Origin of the sequence: Actinophytocola sp. (genome assembly GCF_045807065.1) — a bacterium.
Classification (GTDB): Bacteria; Actinomycetota; Actinomycetes; order Mycobacteriales; family Pseudonocardiaceae; genus Actinophytocola.
The window spans coordinates 1-23,751 of sequence record NZ_JBJMIE010000764.1 but is presented as its reverse complement, the minus strand read 5'-3'; the positions used below and the strand labels follow the sequence as shown (position 1 = coordinate 23,751).

Annotated in this window: 22 protein-coding genes and 1 pseudogene; 11 read left to right on the top strand and 12 right to left on the bottom strand. The window is 70.0% G+C overall.

The window, feature by feature from the left end:
• Together ACJ73U_RS44675 and ACJ73U_RS44670 are read right to left on the bottom strand one after the other, a co-directional pair.
• Window positions 1–1,454 (bottom strand): alkaline phosphatase D family protein (locus ACJ73U_RS44675; protein ID WP_407783865.1); only part of this gene is annotated, 1,454 nt, incomplete at its 3' end.
• Window positions 1,455–1,488: 34 nt separating this feature from the next.
• On the bottom strand, window positions 1,489–3,147 hold the full coding sequence (locus ACJ73U_RS44670; RefSeq protein WP_407783864.1) for a cytochrome c biogenesis protein DipZ: 1,659 nt from the start codon (window positions 3,145–3,147) through the stop codon (window positions 1,489–1,491).
• A gap of 147 nt (window positions 3,148–3,294) precedes the next feature.
• Here ACJ73U_RS44670 and ACJ73U_RS44665 point away from each other — a divergent pair, with 147 nt between their 5' ends.
• Window positions 3,295–3,948 carry a fasciclin domain-containing protein gene (locus ACJ73U_RS44665; RefSeq protein WP_407783863.1) on the top strand — a complete coding sequence of 218 codons (654 nt, stop codon included), beginning with the start codon at window positions 3,295–3,297 and terminating at the stop codon, window positions 3,946–3,948.
• A 126-nt stretch (window positions 3,949–4,074) separates the two neighbouring features.
• Here the strand turns inward: ACJ73U_RS44665 and ACJ73U_RS44660 are convergent, their stop codons facing one another.
• Complete coding sequence (locus tag ACJ73U_RS44660; RefSeq protein WP_407783862.1) at window positions 4,075–6,027, bottom strand: Xaa-Pro dipeptidyl-peptidase; 1,953 nt, start codon at window positions 6,025–6,027, stop codon at window positions 4,075–4,077.
• 366 nt (window positions 6,028–6,393) lie between these two features.
• Between ACJ73U_RS44660 and ACJ73U_RS44655 the strand changes: the two genes are divergently transcribed.
• Window positions 6,394–7,221, top strand: a complete 828-nt coding sequence (locus ACJ73U_RS44655) for a hypothetical protein (RefSeq protein ID WP_407783861.1) — start codon at window positions 6,394–6,396, stop codon at window positions 7,219–7,221.
• A gap of 144 nt (window positions 7,222–7,365) precedes the next feature.
• Window positions 7,366–8,196 (top strand): hypothetical protein, encoded by an 831-nt coding sequence (locus tag ACJ73U_RS44650; RefSeq protein ID WP_407783860.1) that lies wholly within the window; start codon window positions 7,366–7,368, stop codon window positions 8,194–8,196.
• 67 nt (window positions 8,197–8,263) lie between these two features.
• Here the strand turns inward: ACJ73U_RS44650 and ACJ73U_RS44645 are convergent, their stop codons facing one another.
• Window positions 8,264–9,079 (bottom strand): NAD-dependent epimerase/dehydratase family protein, encoded by an 816-nt coding sequence (locus ACJ73U_RS44645; RefSeq protein WP_407783859.1) that lies wholly within the window; start codon window positions 9,077–9,079, stop codon window positions 8,264–8,266.
• Window positions 9,080–9,168: 89 nt separating this feature from the next.
• Window positions 9,169–9,258: pseudogene (locus ACJ73U_RS44640) on the bottom strand (hypothetical protein); the annotation flags it as partial.
• A gap of 103 nt (window positions 9,259–9,361) precedes the next feature.
• On the opposite strand from ACJ73U_RS44640, the gene ACJ73U_RS44635 reads away from it, so the two are divergent.
• The gene (locus ACJ73U_RS44635; protein WP_407783858.1) at window positions 9,362–10,309 is read left to right on the top strand and encodes an alpha/beta hydrolase; all 948 of its coding nucleotides are present in this window, start codon (window positions 9,362–9,364) and stop codon (window positions 10,307–10,309) included.
• Window positions 10,310–10,386: 77 nt separating this feature from the next.
• Here the strand turns inward: ACJ73U_RS44635 and ACJ73U_RS44630 are convergent, their stop codons facing one another.
• A complete protein-coding gene (locus tag ACJ73U_RS44630) occupies window positions 10,387–10,911 on the bottom strand; it encodes a sigma-70 family RNA polymerase sigma factor (protein WP_407783857.1) in 525 nt (174 codons plus the stop codon).
• A 293-nt stretch (window positions 10,912–11,204) separates the two neighbouring features.
• Here ACJ73U_RS44630 and ACJ73U_RS44625 point away from each other — a divergent pair, with 293 nt between their 5' ends.
• From ACJ73U_RS44625 to ACJ73U_RS44605, 5 genes are read left to right on the top strand one after another with little or no spacing between them, the layout of a single operon-like run.
• The gene (locus tag ACJ73U_RS44625; RefSeq protein ID WP_407783856.1) at window positions 11,205–11,633 is read left to right on the top strand and encodes a hypothetical protein; all 429 of its coding nucleotides are present in this window, start codon (window positions 11,205–11,207) and stop codon (window positions 11,631–11,633) included.
• Window positions 11,634–11,670: 37 nt separating this feature from the next.
• Window positions 11,671–13,167, top strand: coding sequence for a DUF1996 domain-containing protein (locus ACJ73U_RS44620; RefSeq protein ID WP_407783855.1), 1,497 nt, complete (start codon window positions 11,671–11,673; stop codon window positions 13,165–13,167).
• The gene (locus tag ACJ73U_RS44615) at window positions 13,161–13,733 is read left to right on the top strand and encodes a ferric reductase-like transmembrane domain-containing protein (RefSeq protein WP_407783854.1); all 573 of its coding nucleotides are present in this window, start codon (window positions 13,161–13,163) and stop codon (window positions 13,731–13,733) included. Before ACJ73U_RS44620 ends, ACJ73U_RS44615 begins: the two co-directional genes overlap by 7 nt.
• 49 nt (window positions 13,734–13,782) lie before the next feature.
• A complete protein-coding gene (locus ACJ73U_RS44610) occupies window positions 13,783–13,986 on the top strand; it encodes a ferredoxin (RefSeq protein WP_407783853.1) in 204 nt (67 codons plus the stop codon).
• Between the two features lie 3 nt (window positions 13,987–13,989).
• Entirely contained in the window at window positions 13,990–15,288 is a 1,299-nt protein-coding gene (locus ACJ73U_RS44605) for an NAD(P)/FAD-dependent oxidoreductase (RefSeq protein WP_407783852.1), read from the top strand.
• A 124-nt stretch (window positions 15,289–15,412) separates the two neighbouring features.
• On the opposite strand, the gene ACJ73U_RS44600 is transcribed toward ACJ73U_RS44605, so the two are convergent.
• On the bottom strand, window positions 15,413–16,153 hold the full coding sequence (locus ACJ73U_RS44600) for a hypothetical protein (RefSeq protein ID WP_407783851.1): 741 nt from the start codon (window positions 16,151–16,153) through the stop codon (window positions 15,413–15,415).
• Between the two features lie 526 nt (window positions 16,154–16,679).
• Between ACJ73U_RS44600 and ACJ73U_RS44595 the strand changes: the two genes are divergently transcribed.
• A complete protein-coding gene (locus tag ACJ73U_RS44595; RefSeq protein ID WP_407783850.1) occupies window positions 16,680–18,314 on the top strand; it encodes a hypothetical protein in 1,635 nt (544 codons plus the stop codon).
• A gap of 13 nt (window positions 18,315–18,327) precedes the next feature.
• On the opposite strand, the gene ACJ73U_RS44590 is transcribed toward ACJ73U_RS44595, so the two are convergent.
• The gene (locus ACJ73U_RS44590; protein WP_407783849.1) at window positions 18,328–19,254 is read right to left on the bottom strand and encodes a hypothetical protein; all 927 of its coding nucleotides are present in this window, start codon (window positions 19,252–19,254) and stop codon (window positions 18,328–18,330) included.
• Window positions 19,255–19,423: 169 nt separating this feature from the next.
• On the opposite strand from ACJ73U_RS44590, the gene ACJ73U_RS44585 reads away from it, so the two are divergent.
• Entirely contained in the window at window positions 19,424–20,857 is a 1,434-nt protein-coding gene (locus ACJ73U_RS44585) for a gamma-aminobutyraldehyde dehydrogenase (RefSeq protein ID WP_407783848.1), read from the top strand.
• Here the strand turns inward: ACJ73U_RS44585 and ACJ73U_RS44580 are convergent.
• The 4 genes from ACJ73U_RS44580 to ACJ73U_RS44565 form a co-directional block, all read right to left on the bottom strand.
• Entirely contained in the window at window positions 20,854–21,009 is a 156-nt protein-coding gene (locus tag ACJ73U_RS44580; RefSeq protein WP_407783847.1) for a hypothetical protein, read from the bottom strand. The two genes, ACJ73U_RS44585 and ACJ73U_RS44580, sit on opposite strands and share 4 nt — an antisense overlap.
• A 62-nt stretch (window positions 21,010–21,071) precedes the next feature.
• Complete coding sequence (locus tag ACJ73U_RS44575; protein WP_407783846.1) at window positions 21,072–22,265, bottom strand: saccharopine dehydrogenase family protein; 1,194 nt, start codon at window positions 22,263–22,265, stop codon at window positions 21,072–21,074.
• Window positions 22,266–22,349: 84 nt separating this feature from the next.
• A complete protein-coding gene (locus tag ACJ73U_RS44570) occupies window positions 22,350–23,150 on the bottom strand; it encodes an ABC transporter permease (protein WP_407783845.1) in 801 nt (266 codons plus the stop codon).
• 1 nt (window position 23,151) lies between these two features.
• Window positions 23,152–23,751 (bottom strand): ABC transporter permease (locus ACJ73U_RS44565; protein WP_407783844.1); only part of this gene is annotated, 600 nt, incomplete at its 5' end.

Genomic DNA, 23,751 nt, shown 5'->3' with positions numbered 1-23,751 from the left:
TCGACCTGGCCGAAGTGCTGGTAGCCCTCGGCCGGGGAGGCGTTGGGGCGCGGCGGCGCGTGTACGAACACGGCCACCGGGCCGAACGTCGGGTCCAGCGTGTTCGGCCCGTAGGCACCCGCGTTGGCCGGCCCGGACACGAACTCCCAGAACGGGGTGAAGTCGCCGACGGCCGCGCGGGCCGGGTCGTAGTAGTGCGCCGCGGTGTAGTGCACGTCGGCGGTGAGCAGCACGATCCCGGTGACGCCGGTGCGGTGCGCGGTGCGCAGGATCTCGGCGAACTCCAGTTCCCGGCCGAGCGGCGCACCCGGCGCCCCCTGCGCGACGCCCTCGTACGTGCCGGGCGCGTCCGGGACGATCAGGCCGAGCGGCAGGTCGTTGGCGATCACCTTCCAGGTCGCCCGGGAGCGGGCCAGCTCGCGGATGAGCCAGCCGCGCTGCTCGGCGCCGAGCAGGCCGCGCCGCGGGTCGGTGTAGACGTTGCCGTCGTTGGGGTCCTTGTAGGTGCGCATGTCCAGCACGAACACGTCGACGTGCCGGCCATAGGAGAAGCCGCGGTACACCCGCCCGTCGACCGCGCGGCGCCGGTCGATCGGCTGCCACTCGTGGAACGCCCGGAACGCGCGGGCGGCGAGCACGTCGACCCGCTTCTCCGTGTACTGCGGCAGGTCCAGGATCTCGCCGGGGTACCAGTTGTTGAGGACCTCGTGGTCGTCCCACTGCACGTAGGCGGGCACCCGCGCGGCGAACGCGCGGACGTTGTCGTCCAGGAGGTTGTAGGCGAACTGGCCGCGGTACTCGTCCAGCGTCTCGGCGACCTTCGACTTCTCCGGCGTGACGACGTTGCGCCAGACGCGACCGTCGGGCAGCGTCACCGACTCCTCGATGACGCCGTCGGCGTACACCGTGTCGCCGCTGTGCAGGAAGAAGTCCGGGTCGCGCCGCAGCATCGACCGGTAGGCGGTCATGCCGCCGATGTCCGGGTTGATGCCCCAGCCCTGCCCGGCCACGTCGCCGGACCACGTGAACCGGACGCTCTCCCGGCCCACCGGCGCGGTGCGGAACGTGCCGGTGAGCGGCGCGCTGCGGGCGCGTCCGTCCAGGTCCTCCGCGGTGACGCGGTAGTGCACCGTCCGGCCGGGCGCGAGGTCGGTGACCCGCAGCCTGCCGGTGCCGCCGGTCCCGGGGGTGAGCAGCGGGCCGGGGATCCGCCGGGCTCGCCGGAAGCTCTCGTCGTAGGAGACCTCGACGAGCATGCGGGCCGGGCGGTCGGCCCTGGTCCACACGATGGCGCCGTCGGTGGTCACGTCCCCGGTCTGCACGCCGTGCGTGAGGACCGGCCGCTGCCCGGTCGCCAGTGCGACCCCGGGCACGGCGACCCCTGCCGCGAGGACCCCCGCGCCGACCGCACCCGCCCGCAACACCGTCCGCCTGTTGACCCGCTCGTTCGTCATGGCCGCTTTCTAGTCGCCCATGGCGAACGGCGCGTCAACCGAAGGTGAACGAATAGGCCCGCACGCCCCCGCTCACGGTCGCGACCAGCGTTCCGGCCCGCACGTCCCCGGTGGACAGCAGCCGGTAGGACCGGGGCGTACCGGACACCTCGATGACCGTGTCGCCGACGGTGACCGTGCCGGTGCCGGACAGCACCATGCGGGCCTCCTTCGCCCGGTAGCTCAGCCGGATGCGTGCCGAACGCCCGCTCGGGGTGACGTTCTGGGTGGCCAGTGTCCAGTCACCGTCGAGCGCGAAGCTGTCCCCCGGCTGGCGGGCGGGGAACCGGAACGTGCCGGTGCGGTACTTCTCACCGCCGGCGAAGTTCACCTTCTTCGTGGTGCCCAGGTAGGTCTCGCGGGTGATGGCCGCGGTGTCCGGCGTGTCGTCGGCGGTGTCCGTCGGCGGCGGCAGCGCCGCCGAGGGGTTGGCGGCCCGCAGCAGCTCGCGCATCAGCTTTTCCGTTGTGCCGTAGTCACCTTCGCCGAACCTGATGTGCCGCACGGTGCCGGTGGCGTCGATGAGGTAGTGCGCCGGCCAGTACCGGTTGCGGTAGTTGGTCCACGTGGCGAGGGAGTTGTCGAGCGCGACCGGGTAGCGGATGCCGAACCGCCCGATCGCGTCGGCGACGTTGCCGGGGTCCTTCTCGAACGCGTACTCGGGCGCGTGGATGCCGATCACCTGGAGGCCGGCGTCCCGGTAGGCGGCGTCCCACGCCGTCACGTGCGGGAGCGAGCGCTGGCAGTTGATGCACGAGTACGCCCAGAAGTCGAGCAGGACCACCTTGCCGCGCAACGACTTCAGGTCGACCGGTGCGCCGTTCAGCCACTGCCGCACGCCGCGGATGTCCGGTGCGGTGCCGCAGCGCTCGAGGGTCGTCGCGCTCGCCGAGCACCTGTCCAGGTCCTTGTTCTGCTCGTTCACCAGGCCGCCGAGGTTCAGCGCCTGCCGCACCTGCTCGTTGCCGTTGATCCGCTCCTGCAGACCCGCGGTGTAGTCCGGCACCGTGCGCTGCAACAGCTGGGGCAGGTCGAACACCAACCCGACCGCCAGTGCGAGCATCACGACGCCGGCCGTGACGCGAACTCCGCGCTGCCGCTTGCGAAAAGACCGCACCCGCTGCGCGACCCCGCGCCCGGCGAGCGCGAACACCAGCAGTGGCACGGCGGCGCCGAACGCGAACGTCACGGTCAGCACGACGGTGTCCACACCGACCTGTCCGGTCGAGCCGGCGACGGTGATGGCCGCGAGAATGGGTCCCGCGCAGGGAACGTAGACGGCACCGAGCGCCAACCCCAGCGGGAACCCGCTCTTCGCCGCGTCCGGACGGCGTTGCGGGATCCAGGTGAACGGTTTTTCCAGCAGGTGCTCGAACCTCGGCACGATCAGGCCGACCCCGATGAGCGCGAGCACCACGAGACCGGCCCAGCGCAGCACGTCCTGCGGCAGCCCGAGCACCGACAGCAGCAGCGACCCGAACAGCGTGACGAGCGTGAAGCTCACGACGAGCCCCGCGATCACGAGGAACGGCCGGGACCGCGTCTGTCCTTTGTCGACGGACGAGAAGAACAGCACCGGTAGCACCGGCAGTATGCACGGCGAGATCCCGGTGACGAGACCGCCGATGAGTCCGATCAGAGCGAGAGTGAGCACGGGTGCCTCCCCGGGTCGTGGTACCTCCCGGGTTCGGCGCGGGTCCGGGTTCGGATTGCTCGGTAACGTTTGGGTCACGGACCCATCCGGTCCCGGGGAGGTCCCCGAAGTACCGGCGTTCGCAGGACAACCCCAGGGAGACCACTGATGAAGCGCACCATTCGTCGCGGCACGCTCGCCACCGGCATCGCGTTGATCGCCTTCCTCGGCGCCGCGTGCGGCAGCTCGGAGGAGCCGTCGACGTCCGCGCCCGAGTCGACGAAGTCCACGACGTCCACGTCCGAGTCGACCGGCATGGCCGACCCGGCCGCCGACCTGGTCGGTTCCGGCTGCGCCGGCTACGCGCAGCAGGTGCCGAGCGGACCCGGTTCGGTGGCGGGGATGGCCGCCGACCCGGTCGCCGTGGCGGCCAGCAACAACCCGCTGCTCACGACGCTCGTGTCGGCGGTGTCGGGAAAACTCAACCCCAACGTCAACCTCGTGGATACACTCAACGGCAGCGAGTTCACCGTGTTCGCCCCGGTCGACGACGCGTTCGCGAAGATCGACGCCGGCACCGTCGACAAGCTGAAGACGGACTCTGACCTGCTCACCAGGATCCTGACCTACCACGTGGTGCCCGGTCAGGTCGCGCCCGACGCCATCGACGGCGAGCAGACCACTGTGGAGGGTGGCAAGGTCACCGTCTCCGGCTCCGGTGACAACCTGAAGGTCAACGGCGCCAACGTGATCTGCGGTGGCGTGCACACCGCCAACGCGACCGTCTACCTGATCGACTCGGTCCTGATGCCGACCATGTGAGCCACCTGACCGGACGGACCCGCCCTACCTCCCCTCAGGGCGGGTCCGTCCACTCCGGACCAGGGCCGCCGAACGACTGTGCCCGGGCCCTCCCCCACTCGGGAAGGACCCGGGCACGCCAGGAACTCAACCGAGCGGAACCCGCTTGAGGTCGCGGTCGCTCTCCTCGACCCCCAGGACCCGGGTGGCCGAGAGCCGCGGCGCCACCGTCGTCTCGGTGAGGGCCGTCGCGCCCGGGGCCAGGGACACGGGCAGGCCCAGCCGGCTGTGGTCCAGGTCGAGCTGGACCGTCGCGCCCGTGCTGGTCGGCACCGTGGACCGGGCGTCGGACACCGTCAGGACCAGGCCCAGCACGCGGCCGGCCGGCAGCACGGCGTCGTGGGCCATCAGGTCGAAGTTCACCGTGTACCAGCGGTCCGGCCGCAGCGGTGTCGGGTTGGACAGCGAGTCGCGGTGCGCCGCGTCGACCCAGCCGCGCGTCAGGACGGCGGCGTCGGCGGTGACCAGGTCCTTGGCGGTGTCCCGATAGCAGGAGTCGTCGGTACTCGTCGACGCGCCGTAGCAGGACTCCGTGCTCAGGGTGCGGATGCCTTCACCGCCGCCCTGGTAGTTGACGCGGGTCGCGGTGCCGTAGTCGACGAGCCGGGCGGACAGCTCGGTGTTCGGCCTGTCGACCTTGACCCGCAGCGAGATTGTCGTGGTGCCGCTGATCCGCAGGTCCCTCGGCAACGGCGCGGACAGGAACACCGCCCGGCCGTTCACCGCGGTGTTCGGGTTCGCGATCGCGTCCCGCTCACCGAGCGCCGGGTTGTCCACGATGGTCCGGACGGCGTTCCGGGTGGGAGCGAGGCCCAGGGTGCCGGTGGTGCCGTCGCCGGCACCGAGCGACACCGGCAGCGTGAAGGCGCCGCGGGCCGGCCAGCTCGGCTCGTTCACCCAGACGTCCGGCGCGCGCTCGATGGTGGCAGTCGGCTCGTGCATGATGCCGTTCGGCAGGTCCTGCAGCCAGTAGTCGAACCAGCGGTGCAGGGTTTCCACCCACTCCGCGCGGCGGAAGTCGAACGGGTCGACGTGGCCCTCCTGGCTCAGCCAGATCTTGCGCTGGACGTGGTTGCGACCCAGGGCGTCCCACCACTGGGCGAAGTGCTTCGGCTCGACGTTCTGGTCGTTGACGCCGTGCACCACGAACACGCTCGCCTTCACCCTGCGGGCGTCCGGCACGAAGTTCCGCTCGGCCCAGAAGGCGTTGTAGCTGCCGGTGACGTTGTCCTCGCCGGCGCGGATCGCGTCCCGGACCGGCTGGCACACCTCCGCCGGGCGGCCGTTCACGTAGCCGGACAGCCAGTCCGCGCCGCCGTCGACGGTGTAGAGGGCGCCGTTGTCGCGGTAGTAGTCATACCAGCTGGAGATGGCCGAGATCGGCACGATCGTCTTCAGGCCCTCGACACCGGTGGCCGCGACGCCGTTGGCCACGCTGCCGTCCCACGACTTGCCGATCATGCCGACCTTGCCGCTGGTCCAGGTGGCGCGGGCCGGGGTGCCGTCCGCGTAGGCGGCCTTGGCCCGCCCGCCCAGCCAGTCGATGACGGCCCGGACGCCCTCGATCTCCTCCCGGCCGCCGACGTCGCCGCAGCCGGTCGACCGGCTGGTGCCGTTGAAGTCGACGGCGGCGAACGCGTAGCCGCGCGGCACGAAGTAGTTGTCGTAGAAGAGCGGGAACTTCGTCACCGTGCCGTCGGCGGCGTACTGCTTGACCTCGCTCTCGTTACCCCGGCCGCAGCACTGGTAGTACGGTGAGGCGTCCATGATCACCGGTACCCTGCCGGCCGCCGCCTCCCTCGGCCGCACGAGGTCGACGGCCACCTTGTCGGGCACGCCGTCGCCGTCGTTGTCGAGCCGGGTGGTGACCCAGACGCTCTCCCGGATGGCGTTGGCGTAGTCGTAGACGGGCACCGTCCGCGTGCCCTGGATGTGCGGTGGGCGGGGCGCGGCGGCCGCGGTCGCCGGCGTGATCGCCAACCCGGCGAGCGCGGTCACCACCAGGACCGAAGCAACCTGGCGCAGGGTGGAAAAGGCCATGTCGGCAAGCTACCGGCCGGCCGTGACCGGTGGAAGCGTCCCCGTTTGCCAGCTGACCGGCGGCCGGTTGGCGGAATGCGCCGTGTCTGAACGGCCGAATGGTTCGCATTGCTCCGATGCACCGAAACACGCAAATTAATCCTGCGCACGATCACCACCAATTTCGGCCGCCGGCGCCGCCGAAAAGATCACGCGTTACTCGAAGTACGATTTCGTTGACGTCACCAAAGCCGTGCGGTAGGTTTGGCTATCGCGACACTTTGGACAATCAGCTGGGGGCGCAGCCAGTTGACGGTTGCTCGCAAAAGTCGGGGTATCGAGCGCGTTCTTCTGCGCGGAGAACGATTTCATGGGGGCTCGAAAACAATGAAGGTACCTCGACCGGGTGCCGTCGCGATCGGCGCGGCGGCGACCGCACTCCTCCTGAGCGCCACGACGGCGACCGCCACCCCCGACCGGAACGACCCGGCGATCCTCTCCAGCACCGGGGTCACGCTCACCGGGGACTGGAACGGCGACGGCATCGACACACCCGGGCTCTACGTCGGCGGCGGCGCCTGGCGCCTGCGGAACTCGAACACCTCCGGCTCCCCGGAGATCTCGTTCCAGTTCGGCGATCCCGACGAGCAGGGCTTCCCCGTGGTCGGCGACTGGAACGGCGACGGCGTCGACACCGTCGGCCTCGTCCGCGGCGACACCTGGTTCCTGTCCAACTTCCTCGGCTTCCCCGTCGCCGACGTGGTCTTCCGGTACGGCGACCCGGGCGAGCAGGGCTTCCCGGTGACCGGCGACTGGAACGGTGACGGCGTCGACACCCCGGGCCTGGTCCGGGACAACCAGTGGTTCCTGCGCGACTCCAACACCACGGGTGGCGCGGACGCGCGCTTCACCTACGGCGACCAGAACGAGGTCGGCATTCCGGTGGCCGGCGACTGGGACGGCAACGGCTCCGACACGCCGGGCCTGGTCCGCGACGGCGTATGGCTCCTGCGGGACGCCAATTCCGGCGGCCTCGCGAACGTGACCTTCAGCTACGGCAACCCGTGGCCGGCCCACTGGCCCGTCACCGGTGACTGGGACGGCAACAGGACCAACACCCCGGGTGTCGTCGATTTCACGCAGGACCCCGCTCTGTGGAACCTGCGCAACTCGAACACGACCGGCTTCGGCGAGATCACCTTCACCTACTTCTGACCGCCGACGGGTCGTTGAGCAAAAGAGCTGGACGCCTTCCGGGTTTTTCCGAGACGCGGAAGGCGTTCTGTCGGGGACCGGCGCGGCCAGCCGCGGCGAAATCACTGGAAATCCCAAAACAAACGCAAGGGGGAAAGGGAGACAATGAGAATCACCCGACTGGGGGCCATGGCGCTCGGGGCGGTGGGAGCCGTGTTGCTCTTCGGCACCACGCAGGCCACCGCCGCGCCCGACCGCAAGGACATCGGGATCCAGTCGTACAGCAACGGGGTCGCGCTGTCCGGAGACTGGAACGGCGACGGCGTGGACACGCCCGGCATCTTCGACTTGGGCACGGGCATGTGGTTGCTGCGGAACTCGAACAGCGCCGGCAACCCGGACCTGCAGTTCACCTTCGGCGACCCGGGCGAGCAGGGCTTCCCGGTGGTCGGTGACTGGAACGGGGACGGCATCGACACCATCGGCCTGGTCCGGGGTGGCACCTGGTTCCTGCGGAACAGCAACACCCGCGGGGTAGCGGACGTGGTCCTCAACTACGGCGACACCGACGAGTGGGGCTTCCCGGTGGTGGGCGACTGGAACGAGGACGGCATCGACACGCCGGCCCTCGTCCGCGACAACATCTGGCTGCTGCGGAACTCCAACTCCTCGGGCGCGGCGGACGTGCCCCTCACGTACGGCGAGCAGGGCGAGACCGGGTTCCCGGTGGTGGGCGACTGGAACGGGAACGGGACCGACACCCCGGGCCTGGTCCGCGACGGCGCCTGGTTCCTGCGGAACTCGAACACGACCGGTCCGGCGGACCTCGCCTTCGTCTACGGCAACCCGATCCCGGACCACTGGCCGATCACGGGTGACTGGGACGGCAACGACACCGACACCCCGGGTGTCGTGCAGTTCGGCGAGCAGACCCAGTGGCACCTGCGGAACTCGAACTCGACGGGCATCGCCGACGTGAGCTTCCAGTACCTGTGACGCGCTGACGGGTCACACCACGCCAGAGCTGGGCGCCTCCCCGACGTCGGGGAGGCGCCCTTCTCGTTCAGCGGACCGTGTACACGCCGGTCGTCGCCGCGTGGTAGCCCTTCGCGCCGACCGCCCGCGCCAGCGGGCTGCGGAAGTCCTCCCCCGCCGCGAGCGCCGACAGCACGTGCGCGAAGTCGTACCGCGGTGTCCAGCCGAGCACCTCGCGCGCCCGGTCGTTGACGTACACCCGGTCGATCGCGTCGAACATGCGCCAGCCGCGCCGCGCGTACTCCGCGGGCTGTGCCGGGAAGAGCCTGGCGACCACGTCCGGCGCGCGGCCGCGCAGCTCGGCGAGGTCGGCCCTCGTGAACGGGGTGGTCGCGCTCACGATGAACCGGTCGAAGCCGATCGCCGGGGCCTTCGCCATCGCCAGCAGGTGCGCGTCGACCACGTCCTGGAGGTCCACCCGCCGGTACAGGTACTCGTTGGCCTTCAGGTTCGCGTCCGCGTAGGCCTCGCGGACCTCGTCGCGGTCGTCCGGCTCCGGGAAGAACCGGGACGTCCGCAGGACCACCACCGGCAGGCCGTGGTCGGCGTGCACCAGCTCGCAGAGGTTCTCCGCCGCCGTCTTCGTGACCCCGTAGATGTTGCGCGGCACCGGCACGACGTCCTCGGTGATCCAGGTCGCGCCGGTGCCGGCGGTCAACGCCCGGCCGAACGCGCTGGTCGTGCTGGTGAACACGAAGCGCTCCACCCCGGCCGCGACCGACTCCTCCAACAGCGCCAGCGTGCCCGTGACGTTGGTGTCGACGAACGCCTGCCGGTCGTGCGAGCCGACGTGCGGCTTGTGCAGGGTCGCCGGGTGCAGCACCGCGGTGACCCGCGCAGGCACGACCGCACCACCTCCCGGTCGGCCACCGAACCGACCACCGTGGTGAACGGCGACGCCAGGACGTCCAGCCCGACGACGTCGTGCCCGCGTGCCGACAGGACCCGGACCAGCGCCTCACCGAGGTGTCCCGCGCTGCCCGTGACAAGGATCCGTTCCACGCCACCCACCCTAGGCGGCATCGGCAAGCGGTTTGTTGACCACCGAGAGAGAGCGGGAGTTGACTGCAGGTGACACGGAGTCGATGTCTCGCTCCGCGCTGCTCAGCGAGAAAGGGAGGTCACTGTGCGGTTCAAGGGGTTCCTGCTGGCCCTGGTGCTGGTCTTCGGCACGCTCTTCACCCCGCCCGCCGCCGCGGAACGCACCGGCGCGTGGGTGGTCTCGACCACTCGGCTCGACGACCGGCTGGTCGAGCTGACGGTCCACTCCCCGGCCGTCGGCCACGACGTCGGCGTGCGCCTGCTGCTGCCACCCGACTACGACCGCTACCCGGCGCGGCGGTGGCCGACGCTCTACCTGCTCCACGGTTGCTGCGACGGCGACACCGGTTTCCGCAGCTGGACGGACAAGACGGACGTGGCGGAGTTGTCCGCCCACACGGACGTCCTGATCGTGATGCCCGAGGCGGGGCCGGCCGGGTTCTACTCCGACTGGCAGGACGGGCCGCGGTGGGAGACGTTCCACCTCACCGAGCTGCGCCGGATCGTCGAGCGCGACTACCGGTCCGGGCCGCGGCGCGCGGTGGCCGGGCTGTCGATGGGCGGCTTCGGCGCCCTGTCCTACGCGGGCCGGCACCCCGGGTTCTTCCGCGCCGCCGCGTCGTTCAGCGGGGTCGCGGACCCGACCTACCAGGGGCAGCGGAGCTACCAGGTGGTGCTCGACATCGTGGCGGGCACGGGCGCCGATCCGCTGGCCCTGTGGGGCGACCCGGTCGCGGACGCGAAGGTCTGGGCCGCGCACGACCCGTTCGACCTGGCGCCGCGCCTGCGCGGCCTGAAGGTGTTCATCTCGGGCGGGAACGGGCAGCCGGGGCCGCTCGACGCACCGGACTCCGGTCTCGACAGCCTGGAACAGCTGCTCGGTGAGCAGTCGGTCGCGGTGGCGGACCAGCTGCGGCGGTTCGGTGTGGCGGTGCGCACCGACTTCTACGGCCCGGGACATCACGCGTGGCCCTACTGGGAGCGGGAGCTGCACCGGTCGTTCCCGATGTTGGTGCAGGCCATCTCACACTGAGCTTGCGCGCCGCTAGGCCGATCGCGCCCGCCCATCACGGGGCCGATCGGCCTAGATGTCTTACGCCGTAGGTACTGTCAGGTCTCCTCGAGCGCGTTCCGCAACGCCTTCAACGCGTAGTAGACGCGGGACTTGACCGTTCCCTGCGGCACCCCGAGCACCTTGGCCGCCTCCTCGATGGTGCGGTCGCGGAGGTAGGTCTCGGCGAGAGCCTCGCGGTGCTTGGGGCTCAACGCCTGTAGGGCGTCAGCGATCACCATGGCAGACAAGGAGTTCTCCGAATCGTCGGGGATGGTCATCGTCTCGAGCGGTGCGGCGTCGACCTCCCTGGGACGCACCTTCGAGCTGCGCCTTCCGTCGATGACCAGGTTGCGCGCGACCGTGTACAGCCACGCGCGTACGCCAATGGACTCGCGGTCTAGTCGATCCGCGTTGCGCCAGGCGCGGACCAGGGTCTCCTGCACTACGTCTTCAGCCCATTGCCGATCGTTGCCGGTCAGGTACAGTACGTGACCGAACAACGCTCCGCCGAACTCTCTGTACAGAGTTCTGATGAGCGCCTCATGTCTGTCCGAGACGTCGTCCGCGCCGGCGGCTTCCAATCTTGGACGCCGGCTCACGGGGACACATCTTTGCCCTATCGGGCGGCCGAAGTCGAGTGACCCAGGTCACACTTGTTTCCTGGTCGTGATTGAACCGTGATTTCTTGTTGTCCGTACTTGCTGGTGACCGCACCCTACAGGTGTCCGGACAGGAACTCCTTGTCAAGAAAGGGAAACCCATGAGCACCCGATGCGACCGGCAAGCGGTGGTCGCGGAGACCGCCCCTCTTGGTCCCCGCACCGCCGCCGGCGACGCTTAGTCCGAAATGGAGGGAGAACGCCTCGGTCGTATCGTGGCGGTGGCGCTGCCGTCGCTGCCCACCCCGGTCGCCCACGCGGTCGTCGGGGTGAGCACACCAGCAGTGCCCGGCCTCCCGCCGCTGCCCGGCAGCGCATCCCCCGCCGTGCCGCCGGATCGCGGCGTGGAGGCCTCCACCGCCGAAGCATTCCTTGTTGACAGACGGCCAACCGGGTCCTGGGCGGTCCCGGCCAGCCCCCGACAACCCCGACGGTACGCGAGCGAAGCGCGGGTCCGCGTGTCCGTTTCCCCCGACAACGACGTGGTCGACCATCTGACCGGCACGGAGAGCACCCGGCCGGACACCGCCTACGCGCCACCGGAGCCGGCGCACGCGGGGTCCACCACCACAACCGCACTGGGACCGGCGACCCCGACACCAGGGGTAACGCCCGTCGCGATGCGCCACCTCCGCTCGCGGTGAGAAGTCCCGAGCAACACACGAAACGAGGCAACGAACGATGGGTCGACACAAGAACCCGCAGTACAACCGGAAACGCCTGGTCGTCGCGGGTGTCGCTGCCGTGACGACGCTCGGTGTCGCCGTCGGCATCGGCATCTACGGCAATGCGTTCGCCGACCAACCGAACCCCGCGGCGGCGAGCCAGGAGTGTCTGCCGGCCCCGCCACCGGCCAGCGGCAGCGCGTCCGCCACCACCACGACGACGGAGTCGAACACGGCTCCGACGCAGACCGCGCCCACCGACACCGGCTCCGCGACGGCTTCCGACACCTCCGCCACGAACACCGACACGGCGACGAACACGGACACGGCGACCGCGGACCCGACGGACACCGGGACCTCGATCCCGGACACGACGGAGACGACGGACACCACCACCACGACGACGAAGAAGCACTGGGCCGCCGGCGACAAGATGCTGTCGCTGAACGGCCACCCGGGCAACGGCTCGAACGGCTGGGGCGGCGGCGGCCGGGGCAACGGCGGCGGCAAGAGCAGCCAGCCGAGCACGACCACGAGCGCGCCGGACGAGGGTGGCCCCGCTCCCTCGGAGACGGCCCCGACCGTGCCGCCGGGCGACGCCATGCAGAACTTCCCGGGTGGGCAGGCCTGCCAGGACCAGCTCGGCCCGTTCCCGCAGGACTTCGTCGACATCCGCAAGGTCCGCCCGTCCAACGTCGGGCAGAACCAGAGCACCCAGCGCGGCCGCGGCGCCTCGACCGGCACCTTCACCGTGAACTGCGGCCGCAACCAGAACGGCCACGGCAACTCGGCGAACATGATCGCCGCACCGGGCAACGTGAACGGCGCGCAGCACACGCACGACTACGTCGGCAACCTGACCACCGACGGCTTCTCGACCAACGAGAGCCTCGCCGCGGGTGGCACGACATGCACCAACGGTGACAAGTCGGCGTACTTCTGGCCGATCATCCGCATCCGCAACAAGGGTTCGAAGGCGGTCGACCCGCTGAACGCGCACAACATCGGCGACCCGATCCTGCCGGCCTCGGTGTCCATCCAGTTCCGCGGCAACGCGAAGGGCCCGGTCGTGGCGGCGCCGCAGTTCCTCCGGGTTCTCACCGGCAACGCCAAGTCGGTCACCCAGGCCGGCGCCAACCAGAACGCCAAGTGGACCTGCACCGGCTTCGAGAACCGGATCACCGCGAAGTACCCGCTGTGCCCGCGGGGCAGCCAGACAGTCCGGATCGCGGACTTCCCCGGCTGCAACGACGGGAACACCGACAGTGCGAACCACCGCACGCACATCGCGTTCGCGGACGCGGCCGGCAACTGCCCGGCGGGCTTCAAGGCCATCCCGCAGCTGCGGATCACCCTGAAGTACAACCTCCCGCGTGGGAAGCTGTTCGCTCTTGACGCGTTCCCCGATGAGAAGCACTCTCCCATCACCGACCACAATGACTTCGTGAACGTGATGGGAGACCAGCTGATGAACCAGGTTGTGAGCTGCATCAACTCCGGACGGCGATGCTAGGACTCGCGGCCGCAGGCCACGATGACGGCGTACGCGAGCTGTCGATCCTCTCGGCTCGGCTCGCGTACGCCCTCATGTGCCTGACCCTCACCTGGGGCGTGTTGGTCTCGACGGGCTGGTTCGACCGGCTCACGGGCCGGCACGCCCTGCGTGCGTCCCACCAGGTCTTCGCGACCATCACCCTCGCGTTCGCGTTCGTCCACGGCATCGGCTTCCTCGTGCTGGACGACCCGCTCCCGCTCGGGCACGTGATCATCCCGTTCACCGGTCCGCTGCGGGACACCTTCGGCACGCTGGCCTTCGAGGGGATGCTCGCGGCGTCGATCGCGGTGGGGCTGAAGCGGTGGACGACCTACTGGCGCTGGCTGTGGATCCACCGGCTGGCCTACCCCGCGTTCGTGCTCGGCGTGCTGCACGCGTTCTTCCAGGCCCTGGCCCGCGGCACGCTCTCGACGGTGTACCTCGGCGGGCTGACGCTGCTCATCCCGGCCGTGGCGGTGATCCTGCTGCGGGTCGTGCCGCCGAAGGCGCTCGAGGCGGCGGGACTCGCGGAGGGTGGGCCGTGAGCGCGGCCCGCGGAGCGTTCCGGTGGCCAGGATCTGGAGAGGCGGCGACGTGAGCAGCAGGTACCGGATAAGCGTGGACAACGACCGCTGCCGCCGGTACGGCATCTGTGCCGCGGAGGCGGCGCAGCTGTTCCGGCTGACCCCGAGCGGCAACCTGCGCTACATTCGCGCGGTGTCGCCGGACGCGCTGGCCGCGGCCAAGGCGGCGGTTCGCAGCTGCCCGACGCTCGCGATCGAGTTGGAGGAGAGATAAGCAATGGCGGAGCGGATCGTCGTCGTCGGCGCCGGCCCGGCCGGGCTGCGGGCGGCGGAACGGTTGCGGGAACGGGGGTTCGGCGGCGAGCTCATCGTCGTCGGTGAGGAACCGTACCGGCCCTACCACCGGCCTGGCCTGATCAAGCCGTTGTTGACCGGCAAGATGCGGCCGCGCGACCTGCGGCTGCCGGTGCTCGAGGAGCTGGACGCGACCTGGCGCTACAACACGCGCGCGTCGCACCTCGAGCCGGACGAGCACCTGCTGCACCTGCCGGGCGGTGAGGAGATCCGGTACGACGGCCTGATCATCGCGACCGGCGCGCAGGCCCGGCACCTGCCCGGCGCACCCCGGCACGACCCGCGCGTGCACGTCATGCGGACGGTCGCCGACGCGGTGGCCGTGCAGAAGAACCTGTCCCGCACCCGGCACCCGCTGGTGATCCTGGGTGGCGGCTTCGTGGCGTGCGAGCTGGCGTCGGCCGTGCGCAGCATGGGCCGCGACGTGACGATGATCGTGCGTGGCCCGTCGCTGCTGCGGCACGTGCCCGGTGGCGACTTCAGCCAGACGATCAGCGCCCTGCACGAGGCGAACGGCGTGCAGGTGCTGACGCAGGCGTGGGCACGCCGCTGGGCGCTCCAGCCCGACGGCATCGCGATGCACCTGAACACCGGTCAGGTCGTGTTCGCCGGCAGCGTCGTGCTGGCGGTGGGCAGTGTCCCGGCGGTCAACTGGCTGCGCGGCTCGGGCCTGATCCTGGACGACGGCATCATGTGCGGCCCGACCTGCCACGCGATCGGCGCGCAGGACATCGTGGTCGCCGGCGACGCCGCGCGCTGGCCGAACCTCCGCTTCGACACCGCGCCCCGCCGGGTCGAACACTGGCTCAACGCCGTGGAGATGGGCCGGGCGGCCGCCGAGAACCTACTCGCGGGTCAACAGGACGCGAAGCCGTACACGCCCCTGCCCCGCTTCTGGACCGAACAGCACGGCATGCGCATCCAGGGCGCCGGTACCCCCGCCCTGGCGAAGGACACGGTGCTGCTGACGGGTCCGGTGGAGGTGGGCCGCCGCGTGACGGGCTACGTGACCGGCGGCAACCTGGTGGGCCTGATCGGCTGGGACGCCCCCGTGGCGATGCTGAAGTTCACGAAGGAGTTGGAGGCGCAGACCACGAAGGCGATGCGCCTGCGCATGGCCCGCCGCTCCCCGCGCCCGGCCCCCAGCGACATGACGGCGCGTCTCCCCCTGGCCCGCCTGACCCCGACCTTCGACGAGCTGCCCCCGATCCGCCGCCCCTGACCGAGACGCACACATGCGGAAGCCCGGGCGCCCCAACGCCCGGGCTCTCGCATGTCCAACGCCCGCGAGTCACGCACTCACGGGGTGTCCCGCATCGCGGGCGTGGACCTGTCTTCGGGACCGGCTACGACGGCGCGGCCCACTCCACCGTCACGTGGTCCGGCTCGAAGGTCGTCGTGGCGCCGTGGTCGGCGGCGGTCTCCTTCAGGACGGTCGAGTCGTCCGGCGCCGTGCCGGTGATGTGGACGCGCCGCATCTCACCGGCCGCCGCGGTCACCGTGATGCGCACCGTGCTCGGGAACTGCGGGAGCACTTCGCAGAGCAGCGACTCGAGCGCCGGTGGCGCGGGCAGGCCGGCGTCGCCCTCGAGTTCGGGACTGGTCGGCAGTTCGGGATCCAACGCCGCGAGCACGTCGGCGATCGAGCGTTCGGCGTCGGAGTTGAAGACGTGCGAACGAATCTCCCGCAGCACCCGGTCCACGTCGGCCGTGACCGCCCGCAGTGCCGGCGCCGCCGACGGATTGCGCGCCGCCGCCGACTGCAGCGCGAGACTGATCCCGAACAGATCCCGCACCGTCGTAGCCCCGAGGTCCTGCGCGATGCGGTCCGCCTCCCGCAACCGCACCAACTGCTCGGCCGTCCGGTTCTCCCGCACCATTTGTTCGCGACTGGCCTCGACCCACCGCAGCAGCGCGACAGCGGCCCCCACCCCGGCAACCACGGCAAGCCCAGCGGCCGGCACGGCAACGAGATGCGCCGACGACCTCGGCGTACCGAGCCATGTCGTCACAAGGGTCACGAGAAGCAGCGACATCATGCCGCCCACGAGGACGTAGACGCGCCATCTCAGCGTGCTCAGCCTCATGGAACAAATGGTAGTTACCCCACGCGAGTACACAACCCGTTGCGCCGCAAGGGAAACAATTGTCAACCCCCTATTGTGGGAAACCAACTCACCACCTAGGGAATCTGCACGCATACCGCCGTCATGCCTGGACGTTGGTTTTTCCCCGGGTATTACTCCGGGTCTCACATGCTGACCTGCCCAGTCTTACCTGCCTCCCACCGCAGACGAAAGGCCCTTCGGCTCGAAGTCACATCTGTCGGACCCGCACGCGGCGGAATGGTCGGTCCTGTCCGCTGGACGACCCCGGTTCGCCGGCCTGGCGGGAGGGCGGCATGCCGGCGTGGGCGGACTCGATGTGGTCCGCGTGGACCAGTGTCCGGTCTCCCGGGTCGTCGGGGTTACCGTGTCCGAACTACCGCGTGCGTAACGTGCCCCGGAGCCGTCCGACACAGGTACCGACGACTCGGTGAAACCGGAAGGGCGGCGCGTGCCTGTACCCAAGTTTCTCCCGGCGCCACGCCTGTACCTACCGGGGTGGTCGAGCATGAGGGCGACCTACCGGTATCTGGAGGTCTTCTCGAGCGAGGTGCGGACGGCGGCGTTGTTGGAGAGCCGGTTCGCGAAATCCGTCCGGCGGCGTCATCCGCGGCTGCTGGAGTCCTGGTTCGCACAGGCCGACCGTGGTGATGCCTTCTCCCGCACGTTCCTCACCGACCGCGACATCGACCTCAGTCTGGTCCTGCTGACCGCGCTGTTCACCCTCGACTTCGCCGTCGCATGGCTCTTTTCGCCGCGTCATCCCCACTCGCTGGTGGTCGCCCTGGTGATCGTCCTCAGCGGGACGCTACTGCTCATGACGGTCCTGGGCACGCTTGCCTGCCGTGCCAGGGCGGGTGCGTCCTGGGCAGCGCTCGCCATCACCCTCCTCATCACGATGTCGGAGTGTCGGTGGGCCTACGGATCCTTCGACGTGAGTGGCTGTGTGCTGGCTGGTGTATTCGGGCTGCTGGCGTTTCTCCTGGCCTGGCTGTCCAGGGAGGATGGCACCGCCGGGACCATGGTCGGTGCCATCGGCTGCGCCGGGTCGGGCGCACTGGTCTCGACTGTGTTCGCGCCATTCATCACCGTGCGCCACCTCGTCGGACCGCGATATCCGCTGGCCGCGGTGATCGCAGCCTGGCTGACCGGTCTTGTGATCGTTCTGGTCCTCGGATATCTGCTTCTCGTTGTCGTCCTTCCGTCCATGCGTCTCAAGTCGCCCCGGTTCCAGTACGCCTTCCTGAGTCTTCTGCTCATCGGGGTCGCCGCCGTCCTGCAGGTGTCCGCGCCGTCGGGCGCCGACTGGCTCCGCGCGGGGAACACCGCCGGACTCGCTGGGTTCCTCGCCGGTGTCGGTGTCCTGTTCCTGCTCATGGTCCTCGGTGACCTCTTGCTGTTGGCCATCAAGAAAGAGTTCGCGGACAAACCGGATGTCCAGATCGCCACCACCATGCTGTACGGGTTGTTCGACCTGGAGTTCGGCCCACTGTGGCGTGTGGTCGAGGCGCCGTTCGCGATGGAGCGGCGGGATCTGCGCAAGTGGCTGCGCAACCGCCTCCGGTGCGGGACGCCGCCACGCCATCGCCTGGGCACCGGCCTGGACTGGGCGACACGGGACCACTCGACACTGCAACGGCTCGCGCAGCGGTTGGATCTGGCGATCGAGCTACTGCACACCTCGGTCGCCCCATCCCTCACTGTCTTCACGGCGCCGACCAATGCCTCGGTTCGTACCGAGCTCGACCGGATCCGTGCCGCGCTGATCCGCCTGCAGCGCGCCGTCCTCCTGCGCGAGGGCGCACCCGAGGACGTGGTCCGGCACCTGACCAACGACATCGATGCCGCGGTCACCCGGCGGTGGGCCGGGTTCGTCAAGGACGACGAACCCGAGTTCACCGGCACACGGATCAAGACGATCAGCAGGGCCGTGGCGAAGACCCTGGTCGCGGTCGCCCCGCTGGCGGTCGCCGTCGCCGTCCAGCTCACCCTGCCCGATCTCGGCTCCTTCGCGCAGGGCTCGCTCTACACGTTCGCCGTCAGCTGGCTGACCGCCAGCCTGATGCGTGCCGTCGACCCCAAAGTGGATGAGACGATGGCCTTGGCCGACAAGTTCACGCAGGTCATCCGGTCCCGGTCCTGAACACGACCCGCGGCTACCGGCAGAACCACCGCACCGGAACAGTGCCGGCGTCGTCCAGCGGGGACACGAAACCACCCGCCTGCGTGTCGTTGACGGCGGTCGCCGGACCCGGGTAGTAGCCCGGCGGCGCCGGTAGCGGCACCGGGACCAAGCCGAACCACAGCAACGGTTCCCCGGCCGTCCCGGTGCCCACCGCGACCCCGGTCCGGTTCACCGCCACCGCGTCGATCCCGCCCACGTACGCCCGCGACCGGTCGCCACCGAGCGACCAACCGGCCGCCACCGCCACGGACTGGCCCAGCGTGCCCACCGCCCAGCCGTCGCGCACGTCTCGGACGTCGCCCGCCGCGAGTGGGACGCGGGTGCCCGACGGTGACCACGCGTACGTCTGCCACCGCATCGTCCTGTCCGCCAGGGTTCCCGTCCGCACCACGACCGTGTCGTCCTCGTCGATCGACGGCTTGCCGTTCGGGGCGGCGCCCGGTGGCATCGGCAGCACCCGCGCCGGGCCGCTCGGTGGCCACACCACCAGGGCGGCCCCGTCGTAGCCGACGACCGTCCCGCGGTCGTTGACGTCCAGTGCGACCGACCGGGCCGCGGTCTCCGGCAGGTACTCGTACCGGCCGCCCGCGTACCGGACCGCGTGGGACCGCCCGTCCGTCCCGTACACGTCGCCCGCCGCGACGCCGGACGCGTTGACCGCCTTCAGCTTCGTCTCCAGGCCGAAGGCCTGCTCGTGCGCGACGAGGCGGCCGTCCTGCCACAGGAGCCCCTCGTCCGGGGCATAGCCGTCGCCCGCGAACCACTTCCCGTCGCCGGCTGTCACCTCGCCGCCGGCGGTGTCGGTGGGTAGCGGAAGCAGGTCCGGCACCCATTCACACCCGCTTCGCGCGGGTTCCATCGCGGCCGCGGGTGCGACCACGGCCATCGCCGCCATCATGAACAACACGGTCCCCAGACGTCGTGCAGTATCGATCACATGTTCGAATCTACTCGATCAAGCCGGCCTCTGCGACCGGTTTCCAGCAGAAATCGGCCCGGCCGCACACCACCGAAAACAGTCGTCAAAGCCCTTGTCCGCTGCGGATTCAGTCGCGAAGATGGCAGACATGAGCGAGAAGCGTGTACTGCGGAACTTCGTCGACGGCACGTACACCGACCCGGCGGACGGTCGTCACACCGACGTGGTCGACCCCAGCACCGGCGAGGTGTTCGCGTCCGCGCCGCTGTCCGGGCCGGCGGACGTCGACGCCGCGATGCGGGCGGCCGCCACGGCCTTCGAGCAGTGGCGCACGACCGAGCCCAAGCAACGCCAGCTCGCCATGCTGAAGTTCGCCGACGCCATCGAGGCGCGGGCCGAGGAGCTGGTCGACGCGGAGTGCCAGAACACCGGCAAACCCCGACAGCTGACCCTCGACGAGGAGCTGCCGCCGAGTGTCGACCACTTCCGCTTCTTCGCCGGCGCGTCCCGCGTGCTGGAGGGCAGGTCGGCCGGCGAGTACCTGGCCGGGCACACCAGCTACGTCCGCCGTGAGCCCATCGGGGTGTGCGCGCAGGTCACGCCGTGGAACTACCCGCTCATGATGGCCGTGTGGAAGATCGCGCCCGCGCTCGCCGCCGGCAACACGGTCGTGCTGAAGCCGTCGGACACCACTCCCCTCTCGACGCTGCTGCTGGCGGAGATCGCGGCCGAGTTCTTCCCCGCCGGCGTGTTCAACGTGCTGTGCGGCGACCGCGACACCGGTCGCGCGCTGGTCGCGCACCCGACACCGCAGCTCGTGTCGATCACCGGGTCGGTGCGCGCGGGTCGCGAGGTGGCGACCGCCGCGGCGGCGGACCTGAAGCGGGTACACCTCGAGCTGGGTGGCAAGGCGCCGGGCGTGGTCTTCGACGACGCCGACATCGCCGCGGCGGCCGAGGCGATCGCGGTCGGCGGCTACTTCAACGCCGGCCAGGACTGCACGGCGGCGACGCGGGTGCTGGCGGCGCCGGGCCTGCACGACGAGCTGGTCGCGGCACTGGCCGAGCAGGCACGCAACACCCGCACGGGCCCGCCCTCGGATCCGGACGTCCTCTACGGCCCGCTGAACAGCGCGAACCAGCTGGCCCGCGTGCGTGGCTTCCTGGACCGGATCCCCGACCACGCGTCGCTGGAGGTCGGCGGCACCCAGGTCGGCGACCGCGGCTACTTCTACGCCCCCACGGTGGTCTCCGGCCTCCAGCAGGACGACGAGCTGATCCAGGACGAGGTCTTCGGTCCGGTCATCACCGTGCAGCGCTTCGGCGACGAGGCCGAGGCCGTCGCGTGGGCGAACGGCGTCGAGTACGGCCTCGCGGCGTCGGTCTGGACCAGGGACCACAGCCGTGCGATGCGGATGACGGCCGCACTCGACTTCGGGTGCGTGTGGGTCAACACGCACATCCCGTTCATCTCGGAGATGCCGCACGGCGGGTTCAAGCACTCCGGCTACGGCAAGGACCTGTCGATGTACGGGCTGGAGGACTACACGCGCATCAAGCACGTGATGCACAACATCGGTTAGGGCCCGGCCGGAAGCGGCACGACCACGTCCCCGACAACCTCATCGTCGGGCGGCTTCTCCGGTTCCTTCTTCCGGGGTTCCGGCGGCCGGGCGCGCTGCTCGCGGAGCATCCGCTCCCGGATCGCCTTCGCCTGGAGCCGTTGTTTCAGCATGGGTGCTCTCCTTCCGTCAGCACCAACGGTAGAACGACGGCGCCGGGAGGGCTCCCGTATTTCTACTCCCTTGTCCCCCAGGGCGAGCCGTACTCGGTCAGCAGGGTCAGGAAGGGAACCGCGTCGAACGCCTCCGGGCCGAGCACGCCGGTGCCCGACCACGCACCCGACGCCAGCAACTCGAGCGCGACCACCGGGTTGATCGCCGTCTGCCAGGCGACCGCCTGGTGGCCGTACTCGCGCATGGACCACTCGTTGTCGACGACGTGGTAGAGGTACACCTCGCGCGGCACGCCCGCGAGGTCGAGCCCGCGCACCCATGTGCCCGCGCACGTCTTGCCCCGCATGCGGGGCCCGAGCCCGGCCGGGTCGGGCAGGCACGCCGCCACGACGTCCCGCGGCGAGACCGACACGCCGCCGACCCGCACCGGTTCCACGCTCGACAGCCCGAGCTTGTGCAGTGTCCGCAGCACCTCGATGAACTCGTTGCCCAGGCCGTACTTGAACGTCACGCGGCGGGCCGGCACCCAGCGCGGGATCAGCAGCACCTCCTCGTGCTCCACGTTCACGCACTCGACCGGGCCGATACCCTCGGGGAAGTCGAACACCTCCGGCTCCGAGAACGGCTCGGTGGTGTACCAGCCGCGGTCGGCCTCCCAGATGACCGGCGGGTTGAGGCACTCCTCGATGGTCGTCCAGATGGAGAAGGTCGGCGCGAAGTGGTAGCCGTCGACGACCAGGTTCGCGCCGTCACGCACGCCGATCTCGTCGACGCGGGAGAACAGGTGGTCGGCGGCGTACCGGGCGAAGACGTCCGAGAGGCCCGGTTCCACGCCGATGCCCACCAGCGCGAGGCGGTCCCGGTCGGCCCACCGCGAGCCCTGCGCGAACTGGTCGTCGCCGAGCTTCACGCCGGTGCGGGAGTACGGCGCCGACGGGTCCGGAGTGGACAGTGACATCGCCATGTCCAGGTAGTGCGCACCGGCGGCCAGCGCGCCCTCGAAGATCGGCATGACGAAGCGCGGGTCGACGGCGTTGAACACGTGGGTGATGCGGTGCGCGCGGCACAGTTCGGCGACCGCCGAGGACGACGACGCGTCCACGGTCACCGAGGAGAAGCGGGCGTCGGGCACGCAGGCCTCCGCCCGGGCCGGCGAGTAGTCGGCGACGAGGTAGGACTCGAAGAACTTCCGGCGCGCCGCGATGGCCACGGCCGCCGAGCCGACCGCCCCGGCGCCGATCTGCAGGATCCTCATGGCGTCCCCTCGCAAGCTCCGTTCATATCAACGACTCACTCCGCAAGCTCCGTTCGCATCAACGACTCACTCCGCAAGCTCCGTTCATACGAACCGCGCCTTGCGCCGGCCGCGTAGCTGGACGATCACCACGAGCACGAACGCCAGCAGGAACACCGCCGTGCCGATGACGTTGACCTGCCGGGGAATCCCCCGCTGCGCCGCGCCCCACACGTACATGGGGAACGTGACGGTCGTGCCCGAGTTGAAGTTCGTGATGATGAAGTCGTCGAAGGAGAGGGAGAGCGAGAGCAGGGCCGCCGCCGCGATACCGGGCAGCACGAGGGGAAGCGTGACCTTCCGGAACGTCTGCCACTCGGTGGCGTACAGGTCCATGGCCGCCTCCTGCAGGCTCGGGTCCAGCGTCGCGAGCCGCGCCTTCACCGTGACCACCACGAAGGACAGGCAGAACAGGATGTGCGCGACCACGACGGTCCAGAACCCGAGCGGCACCCGGATCGTCACGAACAACGCGAGCAGCGACGAGCCCATCACCACCTCGGGTGTGGCCATCGGCAGGAAGATCAGCACGTTCGTCACGCCGCGGCCGCGGAACCGGTGCCGCGCCAGGGCGAACGCCATCAGCGTGCCGAGCACGGTGGCGACGAGCGTGGCGACCAGCGCGATGCCGACGCTGACCCGCAAGGCGTCACCGATGCCCGCGGCGCCGAACGGGTGCAGCCAGTAGTCGATCGTCCAGTGTGGAGAGAGGTCGTAGGAGAGCCGGTTCGTGGGCCGGTTGACCGACAGCAGGAACACCACGACGATCGGCAGGAACAGGTACGCGAGCACGAGCAGGCCGACGACCAGCACCCAGTGGTCCGCGACCCAGCGCCAGAACCGCATGTCAGACCACCTCGTCCGTGCCGGCCGCGCGGACGTAGCCGAACACCAGCACCAGGATCGTGGCCATCAGCAGGAACGACAGTGCCGCCGCCTGCGGGTAGTCCAGCCGCACCAGGAACGCCGAGTCGATCACGTTGCCGATCATGTACTCGTTGGGCGTGCCGAGCAGCTCCGCGTTGATGTAGTCGCCGGCCGCGGGGATGAACGTGAGCAGGGTGCCCGCGATGACCCCGGGCATGGACAGCGGCAGCGTCACGCGGCGGAACGCCGTGACCGGCCTGGCGTAGAGATCGCCGGCGGCCTCCAACAGCCTGCCGTCCAGGCGTTCCAGGCTCGCGTACAGCGGGAGCACCATGAACGGCAGGAAGTTGTACACCAGCCCGCACACGACCGCGGCCGGCGTGGCGAGCAGCCGGAAGTCGTCGGGCACGAACGGGATCGCGCGGAAGAACCCGACCACCGGGCCGTTGTCCGAGAGAATCGTCTCCCACGCGAGTGTGCGGATCAGATACGTGACGAAGAAGGGCGAAATCACGAGCAGCAGGAACAGGTTCTTCCAGCGCCCGCCGCGGAACGCGATCCAGTACGCGAGCGGGTAGCT

Bases quoted from the DNA above. Each gene is read 5' to 3' on its own strand.
- ACJ73U_RS44615 (WP_407783854.1), top strand. From the start codon at position 13,161: ATGCTAGGACTCGCGGCCGCAGGCCACGATGACGGCGTACGCGAGCTG.
- ACJ73U_RS44650 (WP_407783860.1), top strand. From the start codon at position 7,366: ATGAGAATCACCCGACTGGGGGCCATGGCGCTCGGGGCGGTGGGAGCC.
- ACJ73U_RS44665 (WP_407783863.1), top strand. From the start codon at position 3,295: ATGAAGCGCACCATTCGTCGCGGCACGCTCGCCACCGGCATCGCGTTG.
- ACJ73U_RS44660 (WP_407783862.1), bottom strand. From the start codon at position 6,027: ATGGCCTTTTCCACCCTGCGCCAGGTTGCTTCGGTCCTGGTGGTGACC.
- ACJ73U_RS44605 (WP_407783852.1), top strand. From the start codon at position 13,990: ATGGCGGAGCGGATCGTCGTCGTCGGCGCCGGCCCGGCCGGGCTGCGG.
- ACJ73U_RS44570 (WP_407783845.1), bottom strand. From the start codon at position 23,150: ATGCGGTTCTGGCGCTGGGTCGCGGACCACTGGGTGCTGGTCGTCGGC.
- ACJ73U_RS44575 (WP_407783846.1), bottom strand. From the start codon at position 22,265: ATGAGGATCCTGCAGATCGGCGCCGGGGCGGTCGGCTCGGCGGCCGTG.
- ACJ73U_RS44585 (WP_407783848.1), top strand. From the start codon at position 19,424: ATGAGCGAGAAGCGTGTACTGCGGAACTTCGTCGACGGCACGTACACC.
- ACJ73U_RS44655 (WP_407783861.1), top strand. From the start codon at position 6,394: ATGAAGGTACCTCGACCGGGTGCCGTCGCGATCGGCGCGGCGGCGACC.
- ACJ73U_RS44600 (WP_407783851.1), bottom strand. From the start codon at position 16,153: ATGAGGCTGAGCACGCTGAGATGGCGCGTCTACGTCCTCGTGGGCGGC.
- ACJ73U_RS44620 (WP_407783855.1), top strand. From the start codon at position 11,671: ATGGGTCGACACAAGAACCCGCAGTACAACCGGAAACGCCTGGTCGTC.
- ACJ73U_RS44590 (WP_407783849.1), bottom strand. From the start codon at position 19,254: ATGATGGCGGCGATGGCCGTGGTCGCACCCGCGGCCGCGATGGAACCC.
- ACJ73U_RS44595 (WP_407783850.1), top strand. From the start codon at position 16,680: ATGAGGGCGACCTACCGGTATCTGGAGGTCTTCTCGAGCGAGGTGCGG.
- ACJ73U_RS44580 (WP_407783847.1), bottom strand. From the start codon at position 21,009: ATGCTGAAACAACGGCTCCAGGCGAAGGCGATCCGGGAGCGGATGCTC.